The organism is Paenibacillus phytohabitans (assembly GCF_013141775.1).
Classification (GTDB): Bacteria; Bacillota; Bacilli; order Paenibacillales; family Paenibacillaceae; genus Paenibacillus_AQ; species Paenibacillus_AQ phytohabitans.
On record NZ_WHOB01000016.1, the window covers coordinates 78,152 to 100,994 of the forward strand.

At 50.1% G+C, this 22,843-nt stretch carries 22 protein-coding genes and 1 riboswitch; of the genes, 5 read left to right on the forward strand and 17 right to left on the reverse strand.

What is annotated here, in order from left to right:
• Nucleotides 1–227 precede the first annotated feature (227 nt).
• Complete coding sequence (locus GC101_RS02035) at nt 228–401, forward strand: hypothetical protein (protein WP_171715909.1); 174 nt, start codon at nt 228–230, stop codon at nt 399–401.
• A gap of 106 nt (nt 402–507) precedes the next feature.
• On the opposite strand, the gene GC101_RS02040 is transcribed toward GC101_RS02035, so the two are convergent.
• Both GC101_RS02040 and GC101_RS02045 read right to left on the reverse strand, forming a co-directional pair.
• Nucleotides 508–1,494: a cation diffusion facilitator family transporter gene (locus GC101_RS02040; RefSeq protein WP_171715910.1), complete on the reverse strand. Its 987-nt coding sequence runs from the start codon at nt 1,492–1,494 to the stop codon at nt 508–510.
• A gap of 142 nt (nt 1,495–1,636) precedes the next feature.
• Nucleotides 1,637–3,412 (reverse strand): ABC transporter substrate-binding protein, encoded by a 1,776-nt coding sequence (locus tag GC101_RS02045; RefSeq protein WP_171715911.1) that lies wholly within the window; start codon nt 3,410–3,412, stop codon nt 1,637–1,639.
• 142 nt (nt 3,413–3,554) lie between these two features.
• On the opposite strand from GC101_RS02045, the gene GC101_RS02050 reads away from it, so the two are divergent.
• Nucleotides 3,555–4,796, forward strand: coding sequence for an MDR family MFS transporter (locus GC101_RS02050; RefSeq protein ID WP_171715912.1), 1,242 nt, complete (start codon nt 3,555–3,557; stop codon nt 4,794–4,796).
• A gap of 180 nt (nt 4,797–4,976) precedes the next feature.
• Here the strand turns inward: GC101_RS02050 and GC101_RS02055 are convergent, their stop codons facing one another.
• Nucleotides 4,977–5,933, reverse strand: a complete 957-nt coding sequence (locus GC101_RS02055; protein ID WP_171715913.1) for a helix-turn-helix transcriptional regulator — start codon at nt 5,931–5,933, stop codon at nt 4,977–4,979.
• Nucleotides 5,934–6,035: 102 nt separating this feature from the next.
• Here GC101_RS02055 and GC101_RS02060 point away from each other — a divergent pair, with 102 nt between their 5' ends.
• Complete coding sequence (locus tag GC101_RS02060; protein WP_171715914.1) at nt 6,036–7,007, forward strand: Gfo/Idh/MocA family protein; 972 nt, start codon at nt 6,036–6,038, stop codon at nt 7,005–7,007.
• A 351-nt stretch (nt 7,008–7,358) separates the two neighbouring features.
• On the opposite strand, the gene GC101_RS02065 is transcribed toward GC101_RS02060, so the two are convergent.
• The 6 genes from GC101_RS02065 to GC101_RS02090 all read right to left on the reverse strand — a co-directional run bounded on the left by GC101_RS02065 (nt 7,359) and on the right by GC101_RS02090 (nt 13,794).
• Nucleotides 7,359–9,206: a flagellar assembly protein A gene (locus GC101_RS02065; protein WP_171715915.1), complete on the reverse strand. Its 1,848-nt coding sequence runs from the start codon at nt 9,204–9,206 to the stop codon at nt 7,359–7,361.
• Nucleotides 9,207–9,309: 103 nt separating this feature from the next.
• Nucleotides 9,310–9,401: riboswitch (cyclic di-GMP riboswitch) on the reverse strand.
• 348 nt (nt 9,402–9,749) lie between these two features.
• Nucleotides 9,750–10,856, reverse strand: a complete 1,107-nt coding sequence (locus GC101_RS02070; protein WP_171715916.1) for an AbrB family transcriptional regulator — start codon at nt 10,854–10,856, stop codon at nt 9,750–9,752.
• 24 nt (nt 10,857–10,880) lie between these two features.
• Nucleotides 10,881–11,534, reverse strand: a complete 654-nt coding sequence (locus GC101_RS02075) for an MBL fold metallo-hydrolase (protein ID WP_171715917.1) — start codon at nt 11,532–11,534, stop codon at nt 10,881–10,883.
• Between the two features lie 109 nt (nt 11,535–11,643).
• Entirely contained in the window at nt 11,644–12,045 is a 402-nt protein-coding gene (locus GC101_RS02080; RefSeq protein ID WP_171715918.1) for an RrF2 family transcriptional regulator, read from the reverse strand.
• Between the two features lie 81 nt (nt 12,046–12,126).
• Nucleotides 12,127–13,179: a hypothetical protein gene (locus tag GC101_RS02085; RefSeq protein ID WP_171715919.1), complete on the reverse strand. Its 1,053-nt coding sequence runs from the start codon at nt 13,177–13,179 to the stop codon at nt 12,127–12,129.
• A gap of 105 nt (nt 13,180–13,284) precedes the next feature.
• On the reverse strand, nt 13,285–13,794 hold the full coding sequence (locus GC101_RS02090) for a GNAT family N-acetyltransferase (RefSeq protein ID WP_039299018.1): 510 nt from the start codon (nt 13,792–13,794) through the stop codon (nt 13,285–13,287).
• 170 nt (nt 13,795–13,964) lie between these two features.
• On the opposite strand from GC101_RS02090, the gene xerS reads away from it, so the two are divergent.
• Together xerS and GC101_RS02100 are read left to right on the forward strand one after the other, a co-directional pair.
• Nucleotides 13,965–15,059: a tyrosine recombinase XerS gene (gene xerS, locus GC101_RS02095; RefSeq protein WP_171716268.1), complete on the forward strand. Its 1,095-nt coding sequence runs from the start codon at nt 13,965–13,967 to the stop codon at nt 15,057–15,059.
• Between the two features lie 60 nt (nt 15,060–15,119).
• Entirely contained in the window at nt 15,120–15,998 is an 879-nt protein-coding gene (locus GC101_RS02100) for a pentapeptide repeat-containing protein (protein WP_171715920.1), read from the forward strand.
• Nucleotides 15,999–16,241: 243 nt separating this feature from the next.
• Here GC101_RS02100 and GC101_RS02105 read toward each other — a convergent pair whose 3' ends face one another.
• From GC101_RS02105 to GC101_RS02140, 8 genes are all read right to left on the reverse strand, one after another.
• Nucleotides 16,242–16,715, reverse strand: a complete 474-nt coding sequence (locus GC101_RS02105) for a hypothetical protein (protein ID WP_171715921.1) — start codon at nt 16,713–16,715, stop codon at nt 16,242–16,244.
• 523 nt (nt 16,716–17,238) lie between these two features.
• Nucleotides 17,239–18,531 carry a molybdopterin molybdotransferase MoeA gene (locus GC101_RS02110; protein ID WP_171715922.1) on the reverse strand — a complete coding sequence of 431 codons (1,293 nt, stop codon included), beginning with the start codon at nt 18,529–18,531 and terminating at the stop codon, nt 17,239–17,241.
• A gap of 212 nt (nt 18,532–18,743) precedes the next feature.
• On the reverse strand, nt 18,744–19,250 hold the full coding sequence (locus tag GC101_RS02115) for a DUF4178 domain-containing protein (RefSeq protein WP_039299317.1): 507 nt from the start codon (nt 19,248–19,250) through the stop codon (nt 18,744–18,746).
• Nucleotides 19,251–19,416: 166 nt separating this feature from the next.
• Complete coding sequence (locus GC101_RS02120) at nt 19,417–19,827, reverse strand: DUF350 domain-containing protein (RefSeq protein WP_171715923.1); 411 nt, start codon at nt 19,825–19,827, stop codon at nt 19,417–19,419.
• 126 nt (nt 19,828–19,953) lie between these two features.
• Complete coding sequence (locus GC101_RS02125) at nt 19,954–20,622, reverse strand: PspA/IM30 family protein (RefSeq protein ID WP_171715924.1); 669 nt, start codon at nt 20,620–20,622, stop codon at nt 19,954–19,956.
• An 80-nt stretch (nt 20,623–20,702) separates the two neighbouring features.
• On the reverse strand, nt 20,703–21,041 hold the full coding sequence (lpdD, locus tag GC101_RS02130; protein ID WP_171715925.1) for a prenylated flavin chaperone LpdD: 339 nt from the start codon (nt 21,039–21,041) through the stop codon (nt 20,703–20,705).
• Nucleotides 21,042–21,138: 97 nt separating this feature from the next.
• A complete protein-coding gene (locus tag GC101_RS02135; protein ID WP_042137792.1) occupies nt 21,139–22,071 on the reverse strand; it encodes a dihydroorotate dehydrogenase in 933 nt (310 codons plus the stop codon).
• The gene (locus tag GC101_RS02140; protein WP_042137793.1) at nt 22,064–22,768 is read right to left on the reverse strand and encodes a dihydroorotate dehydrogenase electron transfer subunit; all 705 of its coding nucleotides are present in this window, start codon (nt 22,766–22,768) and stop codon (nt 22,064–22,066) included. The genes GC101_RS02135 and GC101_RS02140 overlap by 8 nt, the downstream gene beginning before the upstream one ends.
• Nucleotides 22,769–22,843 lie beyond the last annotated feature (75 nt).

The window sequence follows — 22,843 nt, forward strand, 5'->3', positions numbered from 1 at the left end:
TGACTCTATTTGAGCTGATCACTAGTGCCAGAACTCATATAAAAGTCTCTCAGAACCGAAACAGCGTATAATTTATGTTATACGCTGTTTTTTCGGGGCATATTTCGGCCAATTTAGCTCCTTTTTCAACGGACGCCCTTTCCCTTCAAATGATTTCAGCTCCGGCCGAACCGTAAGTTCCCTCTGGGCATAGGATATGGGTATACATTACAAAGGTGGGACGTATCATGGCCAAAAACAAGCGCGGCAAAGCACTCTGGCGCACCCCTTCCAGAGCAAGAGGTACCTGCCCGATCTGCGGGAGCACCCGTATCAAGCTGTTGTATTTCGGCAAAAGTCCGACGGGCGATAAGCTCACCGTCTGCAAGAAATGTGACGGCAAGCAGCAGGCGGCGGTCTGAGGTAAACCCAGCTTCGCCTGCACAAAGAAACGGCTTGCTTGTCCCCTAGGGGCAGCAGCCGTTTCTTCAAGTTAACCCTCTCTCCTGTTCCAGCTTAAGCAGAGACTCATTGCAGCTCATGCTGCGGTACCCAGTTCTGAATTCCATTATCCTCGAGTATGCCGAGCGTCACATCCGAAATATGCGGGTCTGCAAGCAGCTTGTCCCTTACCTTGAACTTAATGTCGTCGGCATCGGCGAGTGTCAATCCCCGCTTCAGCTCAATGAGTCCTTCGACGTGATAATAACGCCCCTCCTGCAGAATCCGCATCTGATAAATATCCGTCACCCAAGGGTCATCAAAAATAATCTTTGCCACCCGCTCCTCAATCTCCGGCGGTGCAGCCACACCGATCAACCCGACCATGTTGTCGTAGCCTACACGGAAGGCCACCCCGATCATCATGAAGGCAATCAGAATACTGCTCACACCATCCAGCAGCTTGAAGTTTGTAAAAGCGGTAACCAGAATGGCAATCATGGCGAGCAGCCCGCCGCTGGTTGCGACCAGATCCTCATAGTAGACAAGCCGGGTAGGCGGGGCGGCTCTTTTTACATTTTTGAGGGAAGCCGTGAACTTGCCCAGCCCCTTGGCCTCAACCCTTGATTCATGCAGCACCTCGTTCATCGCCTTAACCCAGACGAATCCGTCTGCCGCGATCGACAGCACAAGTACCAGCACATTGATCCAGTAGCCTTGCGAATCCGTTGCCGGATGCTTCAGCAGATGGAAGCCTTCATGCATTGTCTCGTACGCCATGATGGTTACAACAATTACGGCCACCATGCAGAACAGATTAATCACCCGTCCGAAACCGTCCGGGAAGCGGCGTGTCGGTTTTTTCTCAGCCAGCACACTGCCTGTAAATACAAACATCTGATTCACAGCGTCGGCAATCGAATGCATCATTGTGGCAAACATTGAACCGCTGCCTGTCAGTGCAAAAGCGATTCCCTTAACGATGGCAATCCCTGTATTGCCGATAGCAGCCGAGCCTGAGGATTTATTGCCCTTTTTGATTAAGCTTCTTATGCTTTCGTTTGTCTGCTCCATTATCCGGCAGCCTCCTTAAGCTCATATACCGAAATCCGGCAAACGCCTGCGCAGCTGATTTCGTACGGCTCCCGCCGTGGTCTATGTATCTATATACCCCATGCGGCAATTTTCTATCAGCTGCGGTGAGATGGAGGTCGAATTACTGGAATCCCGATTTAACCCATAGCTTCGAAATATCCAGAAATCCGAAAGAGCCGGTCTGCAGTCCAAACAGGTTTTGGCTAAGCTGCGCTTTTTTGTTCATATGGCATCCATAGAGCACCCAGCAGTTGTCGCGCAATTGGTCTTCCGCCAGATCCAGCAGCTCCGCCCGCTCTTCAGCAGGCAGACGGGAGAAATGCTCCAGTAACCGCTGCAGCTTTGATTTCTGACGATCCAGCAGCAGATCATGCAGATAGTTCGACTCATTGCGGAAATAATTGATCATCCCCCACTGCCAGTCATCCTCCAGCACCTCTTCGGCAATCAGCAAGTCAGCATAGCCCATGATATCTGCGAGATCGTATTCGGTCAAAGGATGCAGCTGGAGCTTAAGTCCGATCCTCCCGCCACGTTCCTGCAGCCATAAAGCCTCCTCCTGATCCTCCTTCCGGCTCCGGTAGGCAATCGTCAGCACTTCTCCCCCATAGCCGCCAGCCTGAAGCAGCGCTTTTGCTTCCTCAAGCAATGGCTCTCTGAACTCCTGCTGATTACTCTTCCAGGGTAAAAAGCTGTCCGCCGGCATAATCCGGTTGCCCCCGAGCTCCCGGATCATGGCCGGCTGATTGTACAATATCCGTAACGCTTGCCGTACAGCCTGCTGATGGTGAAGTCCTTCTCTTCTAAAGTTAAACAGGATATAGCGGCAACCCAAGGCCGGGTAATCAATGCTATGGCCCTGCTCTTCCCCGGGAGGAAGCGGGTTGTGCCCGGCATCCGTAAGCTGATACTGGCGGACACTCGATCCCAAATGCGGTAAATACCAGATTTCCACCCGGTCCAGCAGCGGGCGGATTCCGTAATAGAGGTCATATGCGCCTAGCACCAGTACATCCTCATTCAGATCCAGTACCTGATATGGCCCCGTCCCTACCGGATTAGCGGCGAAATCCACATCATAAGGCAGAATAGACATATAGATTGAACTGAACAGATGCAGAAAAAAGGTATTGGGCTGCACGAGGTCAAACCGGATACGATAATCACTTTCCAGCTCGACATGACAGATATCCTTAAAATGGCTGATCGCCGGACTATTCAGATCGGTCAGACGCTGCAAGGTCTCTTTGACATCCCGTGAAGTCATCCCCCGTCCGTGATGAAACCTTACCCCCTTACGCAAATAGAACAGGTAACTTGTACTGTCCGGATTGGCCTCCCAAGTATGCGCCAGCCCAGGCAGAAAGCTGCCATTCTCTGCATCATAGGTAATTAATGTACTGCAAATATGCCCCAGCAAATAGGTTTCAAAAGCTGTGTACACCATCGCCGGGTCCAGCTTCTCCATCGGGCGGTTACGGGAAATCCGCAGCACCTCCTGCCCGGATATGGAGTCCGGCTCACTCCAGAAGCCCATTTGTTTGTCGAGTACTGCCAGCAGACGTTCCTTAAGCGGCTCGTTCACCTGATATTGGCCAATTAACTCGATCGCCGGTTTAATCCGGCCTTTATGGACCATGTCCTGAAACTTCTCCTCCAGCACCTCGTCCACACTGCGCAGGAACGTCAGCTGCGAATAATTCCCTCTGCCTCTTCCGGGTATCCATGTAATCAATTGCTGTTCCTCAAGCTTCCGCAGAATAAACTTTACATTGCGCGGCGTGCAGCACAAGATGCCGGTTAGTTGCTCAATAGTGACCGGAATGGGCTGCTGTATACTGAAAGCCGGGTCTAAAGCCGCGGCCAAACAGAGATAATTCATGCTGCTATTGTCCATATATCCAGGCTCCTTTAAAGGTGAAAAGTCACATGAAATCCTTACACTTTTATTTCATCCTTTTATCTATACAATTATACTTAATACAGCATCAAGAAGCATTCGTCAAATTCAATCACCCGATTAGGAGACATCTGATTCTATGAAACAGCATCTGCGGCACATTCATCCTCTGGCTTGGACCATTATCATCGGAACGATGTTCGGCCGGCTGGTCACCTCCATGAGTATCCCTTTTCTATCGATTTACCTGACACAAGTCCTGGGCGCTACTGCCACCCAAACAGGATTTACGGTAGCCGTCAGCTCTCTGGCGGGTGTTCTGATCAGCTTCTACGGCGGTTACATATCTGACGTGATCGGCCGCAAAATCGTTATGCTGGTCTCCGTGTTCGGCTGGGCCTGCGTATTCTTCGGCTTCTCAGCCGCGCAGCATTTATGGGTCTTTTTCCTCGTCAATACGCTAAATGGGCTATGCCGTGCAGTATTCGAACCGACCTCGCGGGCTTTACTCTCGGATATTACACCGCCGGATCACAAGCTGCTGGTCTTCAATCTGCGGTATGCAGCGGTCAATCTGGGTGTGGTCTTCGGGCCGATCATTGGCCTGCAGCTGGGCTCAGCCAAATCCACATTCCCGTTCATGATCGCCGGGATCGTCTATATCGCCTATGGACTTGTACTGTTCCTGCAATTCTCTGTACACCGTGCCAGCCTGCCGGTTCATGGCGAAGCCCGGACACCGAAGCTGCTTGAAGCGCTGTCTACCACCGGAAGGGACAAGGTCTTCCTGCCCGTTCTGCTCGGTACGATCTTCTGCGTGCTGGGATATGGGCACTTCAGTTCAACACTGGCGCAATATCTGGCGAACAACCCCCATTTCAGTAATGGCAGACAGCTCTTCTCCTACATGCTGTCTCTGAATGCGATAACGGTGCTGGTGGTGCAATACCCGATCGTCCGCACAGCGAGTAAATTCCCGCCAATCATTCCTCTGATCCTGGGAAATTGCTGTGTCGCTCTCAGTCTGCTGCTGTTTGGCATGCCTGGCGGAGTCGCGCTGATTATGTTCAGTGTCGTGCTGTTCACAGTCGGGGAAGTCCTGCTCTTCACGATGATGGATATGCTGATAGACCGGATTGCCCGGCCGGAGTGGAAAGGTACTTATTTCGGTACGATCGGCTTCAATAATCTAGGCAATGTAATGGCTCCGATTCTCGGAGGACTGCTGCTTGATCAATTCGGCACGGCGAATGGTCCGGCTGTATTCGTCCCGCTGGCTTTGACAACGGCTCTTGGCCTTCCTTTCCTGATTACGGCGCACAAAAGGCTCCGGAGCAGAGAGCTTGCCGAAGCTGGCAATAAGGCTAACATAAGTGCCTAAGACATCACTAATCCCCAGACTTGGCTGAGAAGCTTAGGTCTGGGGATTATTTTGACTACCTGGCTCTATAACAATAACACTCTGCCATAAATTCACTCGCGAACTATTGCTTAACAACCACTCGCCTTCAATTAGTTAACATAATATTAATTATGTTTCCCTATCTCGACAATATCAATCTCACCAATACATTTTATTCCATATACGCACCTGACTGCTAATGTATTCCCGAAGCTCTGCCGGTTCCATAATTTCAGCTTGGACAAGCAAGGGCAGCACCTTCTCACACGCAGTCTCATAGTCGTACATATTCGCAGTGATGATCTGGAATTCACCCTCTGGTTCCATATTCATAACTTCTAACCTCTTACAGATACCCTGATTTTGCACAGGCGTGCGGATGATTACGGGGTAGATTTCCCGTGCTTTGTTGGCATTAATGAAGGCAAGCTCTCCTTCCTTCCAGTATTCCTGCAGGGAGAAGTGTTCTGGGATAGTATAGGTCCCCTCTATTAACGACACCGCGGCAAACCGCTCGCATTTAAACGTACGAACAGCCTCTGCGCCTTCGCAATAAGCGGCCAGATACCAATCGCCCTGCTTGACAACAAGTCCATATGGATGCAGCTTCCGGCAGGAGAGCTCTCCATTCACTTTGCGGTACTGCACCTCAATCCTTCGCCCCCGCCACACCGCAGTGCGCAGCGTCTCCAGATATGGCACTACCGCCCGATCACTCCACCACGGTGTATCATCGAACAGAAAACGGCTCTGCGCGGTACGGATATCCTCCTGATAGGGAGCGGGCAGACTTGCTTCCAGCTTCAGCAGAGCATTTTGGAGCAGAAGACCGGTCTCGCCCGAACCGCCTGCAGGCATCCCCATCCCCGTTAAAAAGAGCTGAACTACCTCTTCACCGTGGAGCCGCCGCAGATTCACCGTATACCCCTCCATCAGGGAAATTCCACCGTTCGGCCCGGTTGTTGTCACGAGAGGAATTCCCGATTCAGCCAGCACATCGATATCCCTATAGATGGAGCGGACAGACGTTTCCAGGGCTTCTGCCAGAGCAGCTGCCTTCATCCTGCCCCGGGATTCAACCAATAAAAGAATCGCAATCAAGCGGTGCAGCCGCATTATAATCCCCCTAACCTATAAGTTCAACAATCTATTCTTGCCACTCTGTTGTCAACAATCGAACGTTATGATGAATGTATCAAATCTAAGGAGCTGCTGTAAATGAATATTGGCATATTGGGAACAGGTTTTGGAGCTTATCATGCATCGCTATTGAAGCAAATGGAATGCATAGACCGTGTAGTTGTCTTTGGACGGAATGAAGCTAAGCTGCTGAAGCTGAAAGAAGAGCTTGGAGTAGAGATCACGATGTCTATAGAGGACATTATGTCTGATCCAACAATCGATATTGTGGATATCTGCCTGCCCTCTGCGCTGCATAAGACTTACGCTGTGGAGGCGCTGAGAAGCGGGAAACATGTATTTAGCGAAACGCCGGTGGCACAGAAGTTGGAAGATGCACAGGAAATGCTCCTGGCGGAACAACAATACGGCCGCAGAATTCTGGTCAACCAATTCATCAAATTCGATTATGCTTATGAGTATTTATATAAGACGGTTCAAGACGCTACATACGGCAAGCTGCTGCAAGTCACCCTGCGCCGGGAAACCGCTCCGCTCTGGGGGGATCTCGGCCTCTCTGCCATTGCGGCTAATCTGATGATCCATGAACTGGATTTCATCGATTGGCTGCTGGATTCACCTGCGCCTTCTGCGGTCTGGGGTACCTCTGGAGGTAAAGACGGCCAAGCACTGGTGCATGCCTCCTTCCTTCAGCCTGAGGTGAGCGCCCAGCTGATTGTCTCTTCGCAGATGCCGGATTCTTATCCTTTTACGGTCAGTTATGAAGCTTATTTCGAGCAGGCGAAGCTGGTGTTCCACGAGGTCAGTTATGCGAACGGAGATATAGAGGCCAGTTTAACCGTATATTCCTCTGAAGGCCAAGAGAACATTCCTTTGCCCCCTAACAATCCTTATGAAAAAAGCTTACGCCATGCCCTACAGTGTCTGCAGGACGGAACAGATTCGATCCTTTCCATACAGCATGCACTGAAGTCCTTGGAGATAGCGTTTATGCTGACGGATCAGCTAAAAGGGGCTAATTGTGATTCGAACGTAGTGGCGTTAAATTGAGAAAAATCGCGATAAATTTAGTTGATTTCTGCTGCCGTTAATGATATTTGCTTCTTTTTCCGTTTTATTGTAGGCAGGTACAGTAAAATGTTGTGGGTGTGTGAAGTAGATAGGACGAGTTAATTTTGTGGTCTTGTTATTATGAATTTTTCATATGTTGTATTTTTATAACGGTTGGGGTAACTATTGGATGATGGTGGAGCGATGGTTGACGGATGATTGGATGAGGGGTTAACATAATATTGTTTATGTCTCCTTTCTTTCACCTCGATGTTCCTGACGAGAATAAATACCCCTCCAAGCCCGGCCTGGAAGGGTATTTGTTCTTTGTTCTGGTGCCGGATTGGTTGCTCACCGCAGCCGCTGTAGCGACTGCGGTGTATAAATCATATCCTCCACAGGTTCGATGATCTCTTCAGAATACCGTCCCACCGTCACTCTGCCTGCATACATTTTGCGGATAATGATCTTGCGGCCTGCTTTTAGTGAGGAATTGGCGCTTGATTCGCCTCCTACTATTTGAGTGGTTAGGGTACCTGCTGCTTCCAGCTGCGATCCGCGGCAGACGGCATCTTTCATTAAGAAGGTGATATCTCCTGAGGATAATAGCTCACTTTGCAGAATCCCATCCTTGTGAATGTAGATATCCCCGTTGGATTTGATGATACTTTTATGGCATTGTGGAATATCCACCCGCACCTTCACCTCCTGCATCCGGGCTACTCCGGAATACAAATCCTTCAGTAATTTCAAAAAAGAAGCCAATACAGCATCACTAAAGAAATCAATAAATTGTGTCGGGCGCAAAAAAACATCAAGCATCCTCTTCAGCTGTTCATTGTCATGATGATAGGTAAGCTTAATGTTGGCAAACACGGCTTGCAAATCCCGGATCAGATCTGGAATCTTCTTATATTTACTCTCCATCAGCAAAAGAATAACCTGTCCGTACTTCACCGTCTGATGACGTGATTCCACCTTCTCGGCAAGCAGATTAGCTGCATCCCGCAGCAGATTACCTTCTTCGAGCAGCTGTCTGGAGAGGTTGTACAGACGGTTATACATCACTCCGAAGTAACCGGAATACAACTGGCTGTTAACCACATTGCCCCTGACAAGAATGCTCCCCGTTGCTGTAATGGTAGAATTGTAGACATTCCCGTAAATATAGACATTTCCCAAGGACTCAATAATCATATTATCTTCAACGTCCTGGTAAACGATGACATCACCTGAAAATACGATATTGCCGGTTTGAATATTCACATTCCCCGGAACAATGTAGGCTGTCGAGATATCGAAATACTTGACTTTGTTGCCTGTCATCCTTGGTCTGCCCTCCTTGAGGGCTGTAATTTCATAGTTTGGCAGGAGTAGGGTATGCTCTTTGGCCACTACTTTGATATCTTGGGGAGGCGCAGCGGGCAAAATACTGCCGTAAACATCATAACCGGGGATCCCCTCACTTGGAAGATGCTTGCGGGCAATAACATCGCCTTGCTTCGCTGAAGGAATACGCAAATGGTTCCTGAAATCAACTGAGCCTTCACTTTCATTGAAAGCATTCTCAATATTCTCGGCAAAAAACAGATCCAGCTTCGCATCCGTCCCCGGGATAGGCGGCCTGCCCTCCACGACACATAACGGCTGATACGTCGGATTATTCAATTCAACATACAGCATAGGAATATTCAAGTTATGGCTAATCCGTCTTTTCTCGAAATCGGCAATAATCTGTTCGATACTAAGTGTTGACAGCAGAATCGAGGTATCAATTTCGGCCTTTAGAATGAGATTACCGGTTGCAGGGGAATTGACCAGATTCCAGGCGTATTGATTTACATGATGAAGGGTGAAAAAAGCTTTAAGCCTATCCTCGGAGACAGTGATCTCAAAAGGGGGAGGTTCCTGTATGAACCAGGTAATTGAGTCAGCAGACTCAACCTGCACAGGACCTGTAACCTGCACATTATTGACCTTAAGGACTACGGGGGATACCGCCGAGAGAATTGCCGGTTTGCCGCCGGGTAGCGGCGGGGTAATGAATAATTGGTTGTTTTGAACAATAATAATTCCATTTCTGTCATGTTTGTCACTTGCCTGCACGGAAAGAGACAGGTTATCCGCAGGCGATGCTTCTTCAATCTCAAGTTGATCAATCAATTCATTCAAATATTTCTCGGACATACGGTGTGGCATTCTGTTAGCTCCTTTTTTGTGTAATCAGTGTCATTTGACATAAGAGCATCCTGCGGTGAGAGATAGGTTATCCTTAAAAGAATATCCCTTGGCTTTTGCTCTTCTTGGTAGCTTGGCAACCATTGATGTGTATTCTACATCTTTAGGCCCATTGCTTTGCGTCCTATCTTTTCAAATAGTTTGCCGTTATAAAATGGATCATTGATTTAGCCAATATCAGGCGATTTACCTGACGTATTTCGACAAAAAAGAGTGTTAACATCTGAACTTTTAAATATATAAACTTTTGCAAGCTTAATTCTAGTACTATAGTCACTAATTTACAATACATATTATAAAATTATCCAACATAAATTTCTCCCCCAAATGAATCTTTGGTCACTCCCTCCTCTCTCCACCACAAGACAAAAAAACCGGGATGGCCCAGTGGCCACCCCAAGCTTTATTTTAAATGAAATCTTACCGGTTCAGAAAAGCCTCTATTTTTGTATGAGTTGACTGTTATCATTAGCCTGCATATTGGTTAACATAACATTAAATATGTTAACTCATGGCTGCTTTTTTACTTTTCTTCTCCCGGAAAATCAATTTAAACAACGGTGGAACCGCAAAAAAGATGAAAAACGTCCGGAACAGCTGGTACCCGGCCACCGTTGGCAAATCCGCCCCTACCTCATGCGCGATCAGGCTCATCTGATCCATCCCTCCGGGAGCAAGACTGAGCAGCGCGGTTGCCGATGATACCGAATCCAGATAAGCGAACAGCAGGCTGAGGCCATACGCTCCGGCAATCAGCACTGCCCCGCTGCCTACAGCCAGCGACAGGGTCAGCAGTTTATTGTTCAGCTTACGCGGATCGAGCAGCAATCCGACATATACGCCAATCATCAGCTGCGCGGCATTGATTAAAATATCCGGAAGCGCGGGACCCTGAAGACCGCTGATCTGCAGAATTGCCGTAATAATAGCCGGACCGAGGAGATACGCGGTGGGAAATCTAATCTTTTGGCCTACAATTCCGCATACCGTACAAGCGACGCCAAAATAAAAGATATTCGGGAAAAGCCCTCCCCACCCGGCCGCAGATTCAACCAGAAGAGGTGTATTCTCTCCCCCGCCAGCGTGGCTGGCAAACAGCGGACTGTAGATCAGCAGCGGCACACAGATAATAATCATCATCAGCCGGACCACTTGAATGACCGTAACAACCGTAAGATTGATATCCTCTGACTCTTCGGCCAGCACCAGCATCTGGGTTAACCCCCCGGGGATGCTTCCCAGCAGGATAGTCTTGTAGTTAGTCCCCGATACCTTAGATACAATTACTGCAATACCCGCGCAGAACAGCAGCAGTAACGTGGTCATCAGCAGCATGGAGGGCAGCTGGAAAGCGATTTGATTCAGTGCAGAACCTGTCAGGGAGAGACCAATGGTATAACCGACGATAATCATACCGGTATTCCGTATTTGCCCGGGCCAGGTATACACTTGTTTCCGCAGGTTGGAGCCTATCAGAACAGCAATCATCGGGCCAAGCAGCCAGGGCAGCGGCAGATGCAGCAGCATAAAGATCGCCCCTCCAGCCAAAGCGGTAATCAGGGTAATCAGGACATATAAGGGCTTACGCCGAGTCACAGATTGGTTTGACATTCATAATCCTCTTTTCCAGCCCATTCAGCTTGGTTCATATTGAAGAGTATATACACCACGTTGTCCGGCCAGAGTCTCGCTGGTAATGACCAGCTCTTCTACTACGTTAACAGGCTGCCCTGCAGCCTGCAAGAACTTATCCGCTTTGGCAAAAAACAACCGGCCAAGCAACCCCAGCGCTTTGGTGCTGTAATGCATAGGTATGGCAACCGCCGGCTGCAATTGCTTCATTACGGCTGCCGCACCTGTACCATCAAGCGTCGCTTTTCCGCCGACAGGGGTCATAAGCACGTCAACCCTGCCAATCTGCTCCAACTGCCGGGCATTCAAAGCATGGCCGAGATCACCGGCATGGCAAATCCGGAGTCCGTCTACCGTGAACACGAAGATGATATTATTGCCCCTTTTTGCCCCTTCCACATTATCGTGATACGTGGCTACCCCTTGAATCTCCACTCCCCGCACACTGAAATGCCCGGGCTGGTTGATCAGTTCATAGGGACCTTCAGCCACTTGAATCTGACTGTGGTCCTTATGATCATGGGTAACGGCTACAATATCCGCCTTAACTTTAGGCATCCGGTAACCAAGGAATTTCCCGTAGGGATCAATCAGAATTACCGTCCCCTGCTGTGATATGAGCTGAAAAGCGGAGTGTCCAAACCAGTGAATTTTCATTATTTTCTCTCCTCCAAAATAAAATGATCAAACCGTTAAATGTGCATTTATCAGCACACTTTATCGCAAAAAAAACCAGCTGTTGAAACTGGCTCCCGGAACTCTCACGTCACTCCACTAAGTCAGCAATCGTATAGGATTTCAGCACATGTTCCACTTGATAACGGATATCCGTCATAATCTGATCGAACGACTGGCGGACCTTCTGTCCAAACAAATGATTGCCGGTAGTATCCAGCATGCCGTCCAGCATAGGCACATCATCGTGCATGGACAAATACACTTCTGCCAGAGTAATCTCTCCGGGTGGTTTAGCCAGTGTATAGCCCCCGCCACGGCCTTGGCGTACTTCGATATAACCGGCTTCTGTAAGCCGGGACAGAATTTTGCGCAGTGCAGTCGGCTCGCAGCGGATCTGTTCCGCAATCTCCACACTGGAGTACTGTCCTGCTGTTGAAGCCAGCACGACTAACGCCTGCAATCCATAACCAAATCGTTTGAGCTCTGCCATAGGAAGTATTGACTCCTCTTTGCGGTGTTAATGTGCAAATTATAGCACACTTATTATCTGCGTACAATCTTCTTCTCACGGCTAATCTATGTTGGCAATCTTCCACTCGCCCTGCTTGTTCTTGAGCAGAGAAATCTCATTCCCTCCGTCTACAATATAGCCCTCTGAGGTCATCCGCGTATACCTGACCCAGAATCCGGCCCGCTTGGTTCCTTCAACAGGGATGCCTGTCAGGGTCAACTCATAGAAACGGTAGACGTTCTTATTGTCCAGGAAAAACTGCAGAGCTTCATTCAGCTGCGGGGAGTGCATAGTAGCCGCGAACTTCTCCTTGTCCCCTGCCGCCCAGGCTTCAAGACAGTCCATCGTTTCCTGCAGCGCCTGCTTTTTCCCGGGATCACTTCCTACATCCGGCGCTGTTAAGAACACACCCGGAGTGATGGGCGGTTGCTTCTTCATATATTCAACATCTCTAAGCATATCAATGAACACAGGAAGCAAAGTTGTACGTTGTCCATCCTGTATATGGATTTCCGCCCTGTAAGCCTGATCTTTGGCCGTGAATTTGAATGCTTCGGCCGTCTGGCTTCCTTTTACTGTGCTTTCTTCTACTTTGCTTCCGAGGTATTCCTTATATTTCAGCAGCACCAGATCATTGCCTGGCCCAAATTCTCCATCACCAGCTGCCGCATCCGCTGCATCAAGTTTCATCAAAGTAATATAATTCTGTTTATCCGGTGTGCCCCAGGCGGACCTCCCGTCCTGTTCAAACCGCACCATCGTTTCAGGCATGAACAGCCCCAGTGGTAATGTCTGATCTGCGGAGAACGCTGCTTGGACAACCTCTCCCTTAATCTCATATCCTCTGCCGCTCTCGCTGTAATCCGGTACTGCCGGAATCAGCGCGACTGATTTGACCGCAGGCGGTTCTGTTTGGATTACTGCCGGGGTAGCATGGGCTGGAGATGGAGTTGGAGTAACGGATACTGCAGCTGTTGCAGCTGTCGTTGCGGACGGCTGTGCCAACCCCACGGCACCGGACGAATTAATCTCTGCCCCGTTGCCGCAGCCTGTGCTGAGCGCTAATACCATTGTAATGCAGCCCGCTCCGAGTGCACTTTTACACATGGACATTTGTGATCACCTCATTTACCAGACGCTGGAAGCACCTTAAAGTTGCGCGCCATTCAGGTAAATGTATGTGATTAACCAGTCAATTCATGTTCAGGAATTCCGCATTTATTTCTTAATCCTATTAGTATTTAATGTGCTGAAGTATTGGCTGGGATTGCCTTGCCGGGAGTTGAACCTCTCCTGGAACTCCCCTCCTGTATAGGAACCGATCACCCGGTGCCAGAAGTTACGCGCAGGCGTATTCGCACGGATCTGCGAGACCTTCCAGTCGCCGGGGAACATATCGAACAGCCGGTGTGCAGCCCAGGTTCCTACGCCGCTGCGGCGGTATTTCTGCATCACAAAAAACTCTGTCATATAGAACTGTCCCTCCGGATCACGTAGTAGCCGGTCTACAAGCGCAAAGCCGGCGATATTGCCGTCTACCGTGAATAAGTAGGCGAACTTGTTTAGACCGCTGTTCCAGTAGGCCTCCAGCCCGGGATAAGACGGAAACAATCCGTCCCGGTCCACCTGCAGCTCCAGGTACCGCGTAAAATCATACAAATAGAACTGCATTAATCTGCTTATAATCTGCTTCTGCTCTTTAGGAACCAGCTCGATTCCAAGTTCCATCAGGTTCACCTCTGCCGTTTTCGTTTACTTCACATCATATAACTTTGTTACATCAGGAGCAAGGGCACTGCCAGCCCGGGCACAGATTCAAGCCATAAAATGCTAAAAACATGTTAAGATAGAATGACAGCCCTTTCGGCTTCCGGCAAACTATAAAGAAGGTGATTCCTATCAGTATTCAAAAAAACACCGACCGGAAAAACCTCGACCAGCGTCTGCCGCAGATGCCCTGGTTCGTGCAGCAGTTCATCGATTATAAGCGTCCGGATCTGTCCCCCTCCACTCTGCTGGAGTATATCCGTGATTATGAATCCTTTTTCGGCTGGCTGCGCGGTGAAGGTCTATCCGCAGCTGCGAGCAATACTGAAATTACGCTGCTCGATCTAGAGACCCTGCATATGGACAGCATCGTCGGCTACCGCCTGCATCTGACTACTCGGGCTGAGAGTGCCAACACACGCGTTACCGTGTCCCGCAAGCTGTCCGCGCTTCGCTCCCTTTTCCACTATTTAAGCCAGATTGCGGAGGATGAGAACTTTTATCCGCTGCTTAAGCGTAATATTATGGCCAAGGTGGAGATCAAACGGATTCACAAACCGAAGGATACGGCCGCCAAGCTGAAGGGCAAAATTCTGGAGGATGAGGAGTTGCTGGAATTCGTAGGCTATATCTACGAGGGTTATGGCAAGGATGTAGAAGCCAACAAGCAGGCTTATTATTCTTTTCAGCTGAACCGTGAGCGGGATGCCTGTATTGCCAGTCTGATTCTGAACTCCGGCCTGCGCGTATCCGAGGTAGTCAATCTCAATGTGGATGATCTGGATGTGAACAACAAGCTGCTCTATGTTTTCCGCAAGGGTCACAATGACGAAACCTTCAAGACCCCGGTCTATTTCCGCGAGCAGGCCAAGGACGATCTCAGCTTGTACCTCAGCCTCCGCCAGTCCAGATACAAGACTCCCAAACGGGAGAAAGCGCTCTTCATCACCCTGCCAAATGGCAGCACTGAGGGCAAACGGATGACCAAGCGGGCGATTCAAGAAATGATTATCAAATACGCCAAGCGGTTCGGCAAACCTTATCTGACTGTACACAAGCTGCGGCACTCCTTCGCAACCGACTATTATCTGCAAAATGATATTTACAGGACGAAGGAACAGCTCGGACATGCTTCAACTGAAACCACCGAAATCTATGCCCATCTCACGGACAAAACAATGTCAGAAGCTATTGAACGCCGTCTGGAGAGTGAATCTTCCCAATAGTCTGACATTTGCGGAATGCTCAGGGCAGAGTCTCATTAATTATGTGGAGGTATTATTCCTTTGATTGAAAATTATTTAAATTGGACTGAAACTCAGGACACTGGACTGCTTGAGCTGCACTCTGACTGCCTGGACTGCTTCGGCCTGTGCTGCGCGGCGCTCCCTTTTGCCGCTTCGTCCGACTTCGCTATTGATAAGAATGCCGGACAGCCCTGCCCCAATCTGCGGGATGACTTCCGCTGCGGAATTCACACGGAACTGCGGGAGAAAGGCTTCCGGGGCTGCACAGTGTATGACTGCTTCGGAGCCGGGCAGAAGGTCTCTAATCTGACCTATGGAGGCCGTGACTGGCAGCAGGCCCCTGAAATCGCTGGGCAGATGTTCGAGGTCTTCCTGGTGATGCGCCAGCTTCATGAGCTGCTATGGTATCTGCGGGAGGCGATAGCATTCCCCGGCGCTGATATTCTGCATGATTCTCTTATGCTGATGATTGAACGAACCTTGAACCTGACTACACTCAGCCCGGAAGAACTCCTGACGCTAGATGTGCCAGTTCAGCGCGCTGAAGTCAACGAACTGCTGCTGCGCGCCAGCGAATTGGCACGCAATGCCGCGCGGGCGCAGCTGGAACCCGCTCCCAAGCGGCAGAAAAACTACGGCCGCGGGGCAGATCTGATCGGCGCCAAGCTGCGTAAGGCCGAACTCCGATGTGTCAGCTTACGCGGCGCTTATCTGATCGCCGCTGACCTCAGCGGTGCGGATCTGCGGCATGCCGACCTGATCGGCGCTGACCTCCGTGACACGAATCTGAGCGGCGCCGATCTGCGGGACAGCCTCTTCCTTACCCAAGCGCAGCTGCAAGCCGCTAAGGGAAATTCGGCTACCAAGCTGCCGGGATCGCTTACGCATCCTGAGCACTGGTCAGTGGACAAAGGTTGAGACTAAGTTAGGCTGCTCTGATGCTTGTTTTATATCAACAGCTGGCTAGTTACTGGCGTATTTGTGTGTTGATTGAGGTTTTCAGACTGTCTGTACCATATCTTCAGGTACAAGCGCATTTGTACACCTGATTCTCCCTTTTCCAGCTGCATGCGGATGATCATGGGTATCCTTATGCCTGATTTGGGCTCTACGCGACAAAGCAGCGGTTTGAAGCATATTTCTGCTTCTGAGCTTAGATAATCAAGAAACCCGGATCGTAGTTGATCCGGGTTTCTTTTTGATATTCATTAAGTATTCTGAGAACTTAGGGCTTTCCCTTGTAACCCGTCTTTCGGGAGGCGCATTATGAAAATAGGAGCACGATGGGATGATCCTGCTGGCAGGTTGCTTTAACTTTTTTTGATTTTCTATTGTGAATTTTTCATATGTTGTAATATTAGAAACAATAACGTTGTTATCCATCTCAGAATTAAAAATATTCACATCAATTTTAGCCTTCACCACAGTAAGTATTGGACCTTTTGGTCTGTTGGGGCAAGATTTTACGTTTTCAACCCGTGATGTGTGAGGAAGACTGATTACTTTGCCAAATCTTGCACAAAATACAACAATCCCCTTATGATTCCGGCTATAATCGAGAATTGTTGTACAAAATGCATCAATTCTCCTCCCCCAAGCCGTTGAGCGAACCAATTCTTGTATTTCATACAACAATCTCTCTGAACACCCCGATATCTTGGGGTCCGAGTTGCACAACATTTAAGCCGCTACGATATGAATCTTAAGCAAACTTAAGCATCATTCCATGCACTACAGCATCTCATGCACTACCATTAGTCACTTTTCTATTATGAATTTTTCATATGGTGAAAATATTAAATAAATTATTAAACCAAACATCAAGCAATAATAAGTCATCAAACGTTAAAATACATTAAGCGCCTACGTTTTATCAGCACTCATAAGTTGTTAAACCCCAGTATTCCCCTTACATTTCCTCACAAAATGACATGCTCAGCATGGCCATACGCTTGTCCATGCTGATGAGCACCCATCTATGAGGTTTCGCCCAGGTTCGGGTTCGCGCGTCCGCGTCCGGGTTCGGGTCCGGGTTCAGGTTCGCGCGTCCGGGTTCGCGCCCGGGCTCTACTTGCTCTACTTGCTTCTGCACAGTTCCTTAACCTTTCCTTTCAAAGCTGATATGCGCTTCTGTTGAGGTTCCCGTCTCCTCCACTATTCACCCCCGGATCTCCCCCGGCAGCTTAAGTACGGTTACCTTATCCCCGGAAGTCATCTGCCCGCTATCCGGCGGAATGACGATGAGGCAATCGCTGTCTTTGATCGTAACCGTCACGGAGGATTCGTCAACGCCGGCTGGATATGCATAGAGAACGCCCTCCCGGATCTCCAGCCGGGCCCGGACATACCGGGTGAAGGAGTTTACCCGCTTATAATCCACGCCAAGCGCAGCAGTCCATTCCGGCAAAAAAGGCTGCGCCGCCCCCTGCATCAACCCGATGACAGGCCGGGCGAACAGCTGGAACCCTACAAAGCAGGCTCCCGGGTTGCCTGATAAGGCCAGCAGAATAGTTCCTCCACGTACCGCTGCTGTTGTAACACTGCCCGGTCGCATAGTTACTTTGTTAAACAGCATTTCGCCGCTTTGCTCGCGGATCAGATCACCCATAATGTCATAATCTCCGACGGACACACCGCCGGTTGTAATTACAAGATCATAGCTCTCCAGTGCCATCTGCACTTTACTCCGGGCAAGCTCCAGATCATCAACAATCGCACCAAGCATTACGGGTTCTCCGCCTGCCTCCCGTACAAGCGCCTCCAGCATAGGAGAGTTGCTGTTGCGGATTTTGCCCGGAGCCAGCGGCTCGTCCACCTCAAGCAGTTCAGTCCCGGTGGCGAAGATTGCTACCTTAGGTCTGCGATGCACGGGAACATTCGCGACCCCCAGCGCAGCCAGTGCAGCGATATCACCGGCACCGATTATTTTCCCCTCAGGCAGCACCAGTTCTCCTGTCCCCAGCTCCAGGCCGCACGGCGAAATATGAAGTCCCGCCGCTTGCGGCTTGCGAATGCCCACATAAGTAACACCATCTTCCATCCGGCTCTCTGTGGCTTCCAACATAATTACAGTGTCCGCGCCATCCGGAACCTGCGCTCCGGTCATGATCCGCGCAGCAGTCCCCTTCGAAATCTCTCTTGACGCTACTGCGCCGCAGGGAATAACATCGACCACCTCAAGCCACACCACGCTGTTATCGCCAGCCGATGCTGTATCTGCTGCGATAACTGCATAGCCGTCCATACTTGAGCGGTCAAATGCCGGAAAAGGATGCGGTGCATGAACGGACTGGGCCAGATAGCGCCCGCAGCTTTGATTCAAAGGAACCTCTTCATCCGTAAGGGGGATTGCATATGCTGTCAGCCGAACCTGAGCCTCTGTCACCTGAAGCGCCGAGCGCTGAAATTTATCATTGGTATATTCCTTGTTATGGTTCTCTGGGTTAGCCATGGAAGTAGTCCATCCTCCTTGTTAAGTTGGCAGTTTCCTGCATCTGCTGAGCTACGCCCTATTTTAACATGCAGCACTACAAAGGGAAATTCAGCTCCGGGCTGGCTCACACGCAAAAAGGGACGCATACGGCCTGTAGCAGGCAGTTGCATCCCTTAATCTCAATACGCTTCAGTTGTTAGCAGACTGATCTCTTCTGCTCCATGTTAACCTTAAGACGCACGAATCACTCTGACATCAGCCGGAATGACAGTTTCACCTTCATAGAGCATGAACCGGCCATTCTGCCATTCTACGCGCAGCAGCCGCGAATCATCCGACTGGTACTGCCAGACATGCTGTTCTCCGCCATTCATGTATGGAGTCTGTCCTGTAACTGCTGCATACCCCTCGTATTCTTCCTCCAGATAAAAGGTACAGTCATCCAGCTCCAGGGTAGCCGGTACCTCGGAAGGGCTATCCAGACGCCCGTCGATCGGATGATATAATCTGTATTGCAGCTGTTCCCGTTCTTCAATATACAGATAGGAAATCTGGCTTCCGTCGCGAAGCGTCAATACAGCAGCATTGCGGCCGCTGGTCTTCGTCCGGCCTGTTACTTCGTAGGTTACCAAAGATACTTCGCAAATATCTCCGGGAGACAGGTCGAGCATGCTTTTGGGCGCAGCGGGCGCCTCCGGCTTCGAGAACATATTACCGATCCTTTTCCATAAACCCAAAGCCATCAATCCTCCTAAAAGTTTTGTTAGCATACACTACGTCGATTTTTCTTCGCAAAACTCGCTTCGAAAGCATCCGCTTAGTTTTGTTAGCATACACTACGTCGATTTTTCTTCGCAAAACTCGCTTCGAAAGCATCCGCTTCGTTGTGTCAGAGTAAGTATGTTATCCACGAATAAATGCAGCAATAATTAAAGCCCCGATTACATGCAGAATGCCTGCAAGCAGACCGTAGCCGACTTTGCCCAGCTGAGTGCCATGATCGAGATCAAGCTTGCCCACCCTGCCCAGCAGCAGCTCGGCTGATTTTTCCAGAACGAACAACAGTACAAAAGATACAATAGAGACAACAAGCGCTTCCCCAAGCCGGCTAGCCGCAGCAATGGATGACGATAAAATATAGCCCTGAGCCCCCAGCTTCAGCACAAAGCGCGTAGTGACTGCCATATTGCCTGCTTTGAGTTCTTCCAAATCATCATAACGGGTAAACAGCGAATCCACGAACATCAGCACACACAGCAGTACTGCGCCGCTGACCGTCCACACTACCATGGACACCAGGGTATGGAAATCCATTGCTTTAGCCCCCGCTTGTTCAGATTACCTTCCATGTAAGACAAAGATAAGGCGAAGGAGAAACCGCTAGTTCTGTCTCCCCTTCGCCTGTGGACAACCGCCTGAACTCCGGCTTATGCCAATATATTATTGTTTGTCGTACTGCTTCATCAATGCAGCCAGCTCATTCTCAACCGCCTGGTCTTTACCCAGCTTCTCGAATTCATCATCCAGCGATTTGTTGCCGGAGCTCATCTCGTTGCTGGCTTCTGCCTGCGCTTCTGCCTGAAGCATCTTGTCTTCCATCCGTTTGAGACCGGCGGAAGCCGAATCGGAGCTGAATCCGCTCATGGCTTTGTTGATTTCAGTCTGCGCCTTCGCTGCGTTGTAACGGGCAACAAGGGTCTCACGTTTGTTCTTCATCTGTGTAAGCTGCTTGCGCATTTCTTCTAGCTTGCCGCGGAGATTGTCCGCTGAAGCCTTGTTCTGGTCGAAGCTGGTCTTGTACTCTACGAGCTTGGCTTCAGCCGATTTCTTCTCTTCCAATGCACGGCGGGCCAGATCTGCATTACCGGCTTGTGCGGCAGCGTGTGCCTGCTGGTTACGCTTGTTCACCAGTGCTTCCTGCTCTTCGTACAGTTGCTTGAACTTCTTCTCAATAGCGATCTGGGCAGCTACCGCTTTCTCCGCATCTTCCAGATCCTCGGTCATATCACGAATGTATTGGTCGGTCATTTTGACCGGGTCTTCCGCTTTATCAATAATCGCATTCACATTGGACATGGTCAGATCACGCAATCTTTTAAATATAGACATGGTTCATTCCTCCAAAATAAAAGTTAGTTGCTCATTTGGTATCTTTTACGCAGGGAGTGCCACTATCGTTTCAAAAATTGTTAAACCTTCTGCAATAAATATTGGTCCACTTTGGTATTCACAATATTTACGACTTCCATAATGCCCTCTTTGGTCAGATTGTCATAATGAATTCCCATCACAACCGTGACTGTCCGGTTCAGCGCTGCTGCTGCCCGGAGTGCAACCGATTCGCTGATCGTATGCTCCTTATGATGCGGTACCGCCGAAGTAATGACCCTGGCAGTGTCACCATCCATATAAGCGGTGCTTGCCGCACCGATATGACGGACACCTCCGGTAATTAGCAGCAGCAGGTCACGGCCAACCGTGATTTCAGACAGCTCAATGTCATCAGGATGCGGCTGATCGGATGTCATAACAGAATTCCCCCTACCCATTATATTAACCATGGCAAGTGAAGATCTCTCAGGCTGTGCAAAAAAGTTATGCAGAATCGCAGGATCAGCCTTCCAGCTATACAATACCGCGGATTTCATCCAGCGAGCTGATATTCTCTTCAGCCATAAACTGCTGCAGTTCTTCGACAAGCGTACTGCCGGCCCGTAAATTCATGAAGTTGTACGTTCCCACTTGAATGACGGCTGCCCCGGCCATAATGAATTCAATAATATCGGTAGCTGAGGTGATGCCGCCCATCCCGATAACCGGAATGGATACTCGTTTGGATACCTGATGCACCATCCGCAAGGCTACAGGCTTAATGGCAGGTCCAGACAGACCGGCATACAGATTATTAAATACACTGCGGCGGCGGCGCACATCAATCTTCATTCCTGAGATCGTATTGATCAGTGAGACGGCATCCGCTCCCTCAGCCTCACACATCTCAGCCATCTCTGCGATATCCTCGGCGTTCGGCGACAGCTTCACGGCCAGCGGAAGACGGGTTGCTGCTCTAACTGCCCGGACAACCTCAAGCGCTGCCGGAGTCTTCACGCCGAAGGCGATGCCGCCTTCCTTCACATTCGGACAAGAGATGTTCAGCTCGATCATATCCACTGCCGGTTTGCCTGTAAGCAGGCGGGCATCCGCATCGCGCTGGATCAGCTCGGCGCCGAGCACGTAATCAGCCAGTGTGTTGCCGCCCAGATTCACGATACGCGCCGTATCCAGTGTCTCCCAGTATGGGAGCTCCTTGGCCAGGAAGGCTTCCACTCCCGGATTCTCGAGTCCTACACTGTTCAGCATACCCGAAGCTGTCTCATACACGCGTACACCGGGATTTCCCGCTTTGGCATGGAGCGTCAGCCCTTTGCCGGAGATTCCGCCAAGCAGGGATACATCATAGAGCTTGCCATATTCACGGCCGAAGCCAAACGTGCCCGAAGCCATAACAATCGGGTTCTTGAAATGAACACCGGCAATAGTAGCAGTTGTATTAATCATGGAACAGCACCTCCCCAGCCAGGAAGACGGGTCCGTCCGCGCAGGCCTTCCGTTGTCCATCCTTGCAGGATACACTGCAGACGAGACAGGCACCGATGCCGCAGGCCATGCGGTTCTCCAGCGACAGATATACGTCAGGACGCTTGCCGGCTGTTTCCGCAGCTATGCCCTTGAGCTGTGCCGCCTTCAGCATGGGATGGGGACCGCAGACAAATATATGATCATAGGCCGTGAAATCCACGCTGTCTAGAATGTGGCCGCCCACATCGACGGTCAGTTCGGCAGCAAGTGGACGGAAGGCTTCGGTACGGAAAGGTTCCCGGCTGAAGCCGAGGTAGATGTCACTCTCCGGAAGCTCCTGGGCGCAGTAATAGAGCGGAGCAATTCCAATGCCCCCGCCTACTAACGCCACCTTACCTTCCACATGCGGAAAGCCGGTGCCGAATGGCCCTTCGAGTTCAAGCTTGTCGCCCGGCTTCAGTCCGGCAAGAATCTCCGTGCCTTCCCCTACTACGTGATACAAAAAATCAACACCGCTGTCATTCACCTGATGTATGCTAAGCGGTCTGGACAGCAGCGGATAGGCTCCCCATGCCCGCAGCATGTAGAATTGACCCATAGCACCGCCGTTACCTCCTTCAACCACCAGGTGGTATACTCCGTCTCCAAGCCGCTCGTTACTTATCACCGTCGCCACGTTATCAAGCTCCTTCAAATTTAATCTTATTAACCATGCCTTAGAAGGAGCTTAAAATCTGTGACATACTTCACA

Bases quoted from the DNA above. Each gene is read 5' to 3' on its own strand.
- GC101_RS02035 (WP_171715909.1), top strand. From the start codon at position 228: ATGGCCAAAAACAAGCGCGGCAAAGCACTCTGGCGCACCCCTTCCAGA.
- GC101_RS02040 (WP_171715910.1), bottom strand. From the start codon at position 1,494: ATGGAGCAGACAAACGAAAGCATAAGAAGCTTAATCAAAAAGGGCAAT.
- GC101_RS02045 (WP_171715911.1), bottom strand. From the start codon at position 3,412: ATGGACAATAGCAGCATGAATTATCTCTGTTTGGCCGCGGCTTTAGAC.
- GC101_RS02050 (WP_171715912.1), top strand. From the start codon at position 3,555: ATGAAACAGCATCTGCGGCACATTCATCCTCTGGCTTGGACCATTATC.
- GC101_RS02055 (WP_171715913.1), bottom strand. From the start codon at position 5,933: ATGCGGCTGCACCGCTTGATTGCGATTCTTTTATTGGTTGAATCCCGG.
- GC101_RS02060 (WP_171715914.1), top strand. From the start codon at position 6,036: ATGAATATTGGCATATTGGGAACAGGTTTTGGAGCTTATCATGCATCG.
- GC101_RS02065 (WP_171715915.1), bottom strand. From the start codon at position 9,206: ATGCCACACCGTATGTCCGAGAAATATTTGAATGAATTGATTGATCAA.
- GC101_RS02070 (WP_171715916.1), bottom strand. From the start codon at position 10,856: ATGTCAAACCAATCTGTGACTCGGCGTAAGCCCTTATATGTCCTGATT.
- GC101_RS02075 (WP_171715917.1), bottom strand. From the start codon at position 11,534: ATGAAAATTCACTGGTTTGGACACTCCGCTTTTCAGCTCATATCACAG.
- GC101_RS02080 (WP_171715918.1), bottom strand. From the start codon at position 12,045: ATGGCAGAGCTCAAACGATTTGGTTATGGATTGCAGGCGTTAGTCGTG.
- GC101_RS02085 (WP_171715919.1), bottom strand. From the start codon at position 13,179: ATGTCCATGTGTAAAAGTGCACTCGGAGCGGGCTGCATTACAATGGTA.
- GC101_RS02090 (WP_039299018.1), bottom strand. From the start codon at position 13,794: ATGGAACTTGGAATCGAGCTGGTTCCTAAAGAGCAGAAGCAGATTATA.
- GC101_RS02110 (WP_171715922.1), bottom strand. From the start codon at position 18,531: ATGGCTAACCCAGAGAACCATAACAAGGAATATACCAATGATAAATTT.
- GC101_RS02120 (WP_171715923.1), bottom strand. From the start codon at position 19,827: ATGGATTTCCATACCCTGGTGTCCATGGTAGTGTGGACGGTCAGCGGC.
- GC101_RS02125 (WP_171715924.1), bottom strand. From the start codon at position 20,622: ATGTCTATATTTAAAAGATTGCGTGATCTGACCATGTCCAATGTGAAT.
- lpdD (WP_171715925.1), bottom strand. From the start codon at position 21,041: ATGACATCCGATCAGCCGCATCCTGATGACATTGAGCTGTCTGAAATC.
- GC101_RS02135 (WP_042137792.1), bottom strand. From the start codon at position 22,071: ATGATTAATACAACTGCTACTATTGCCGGTGTTCATTTCAAGAACCCG.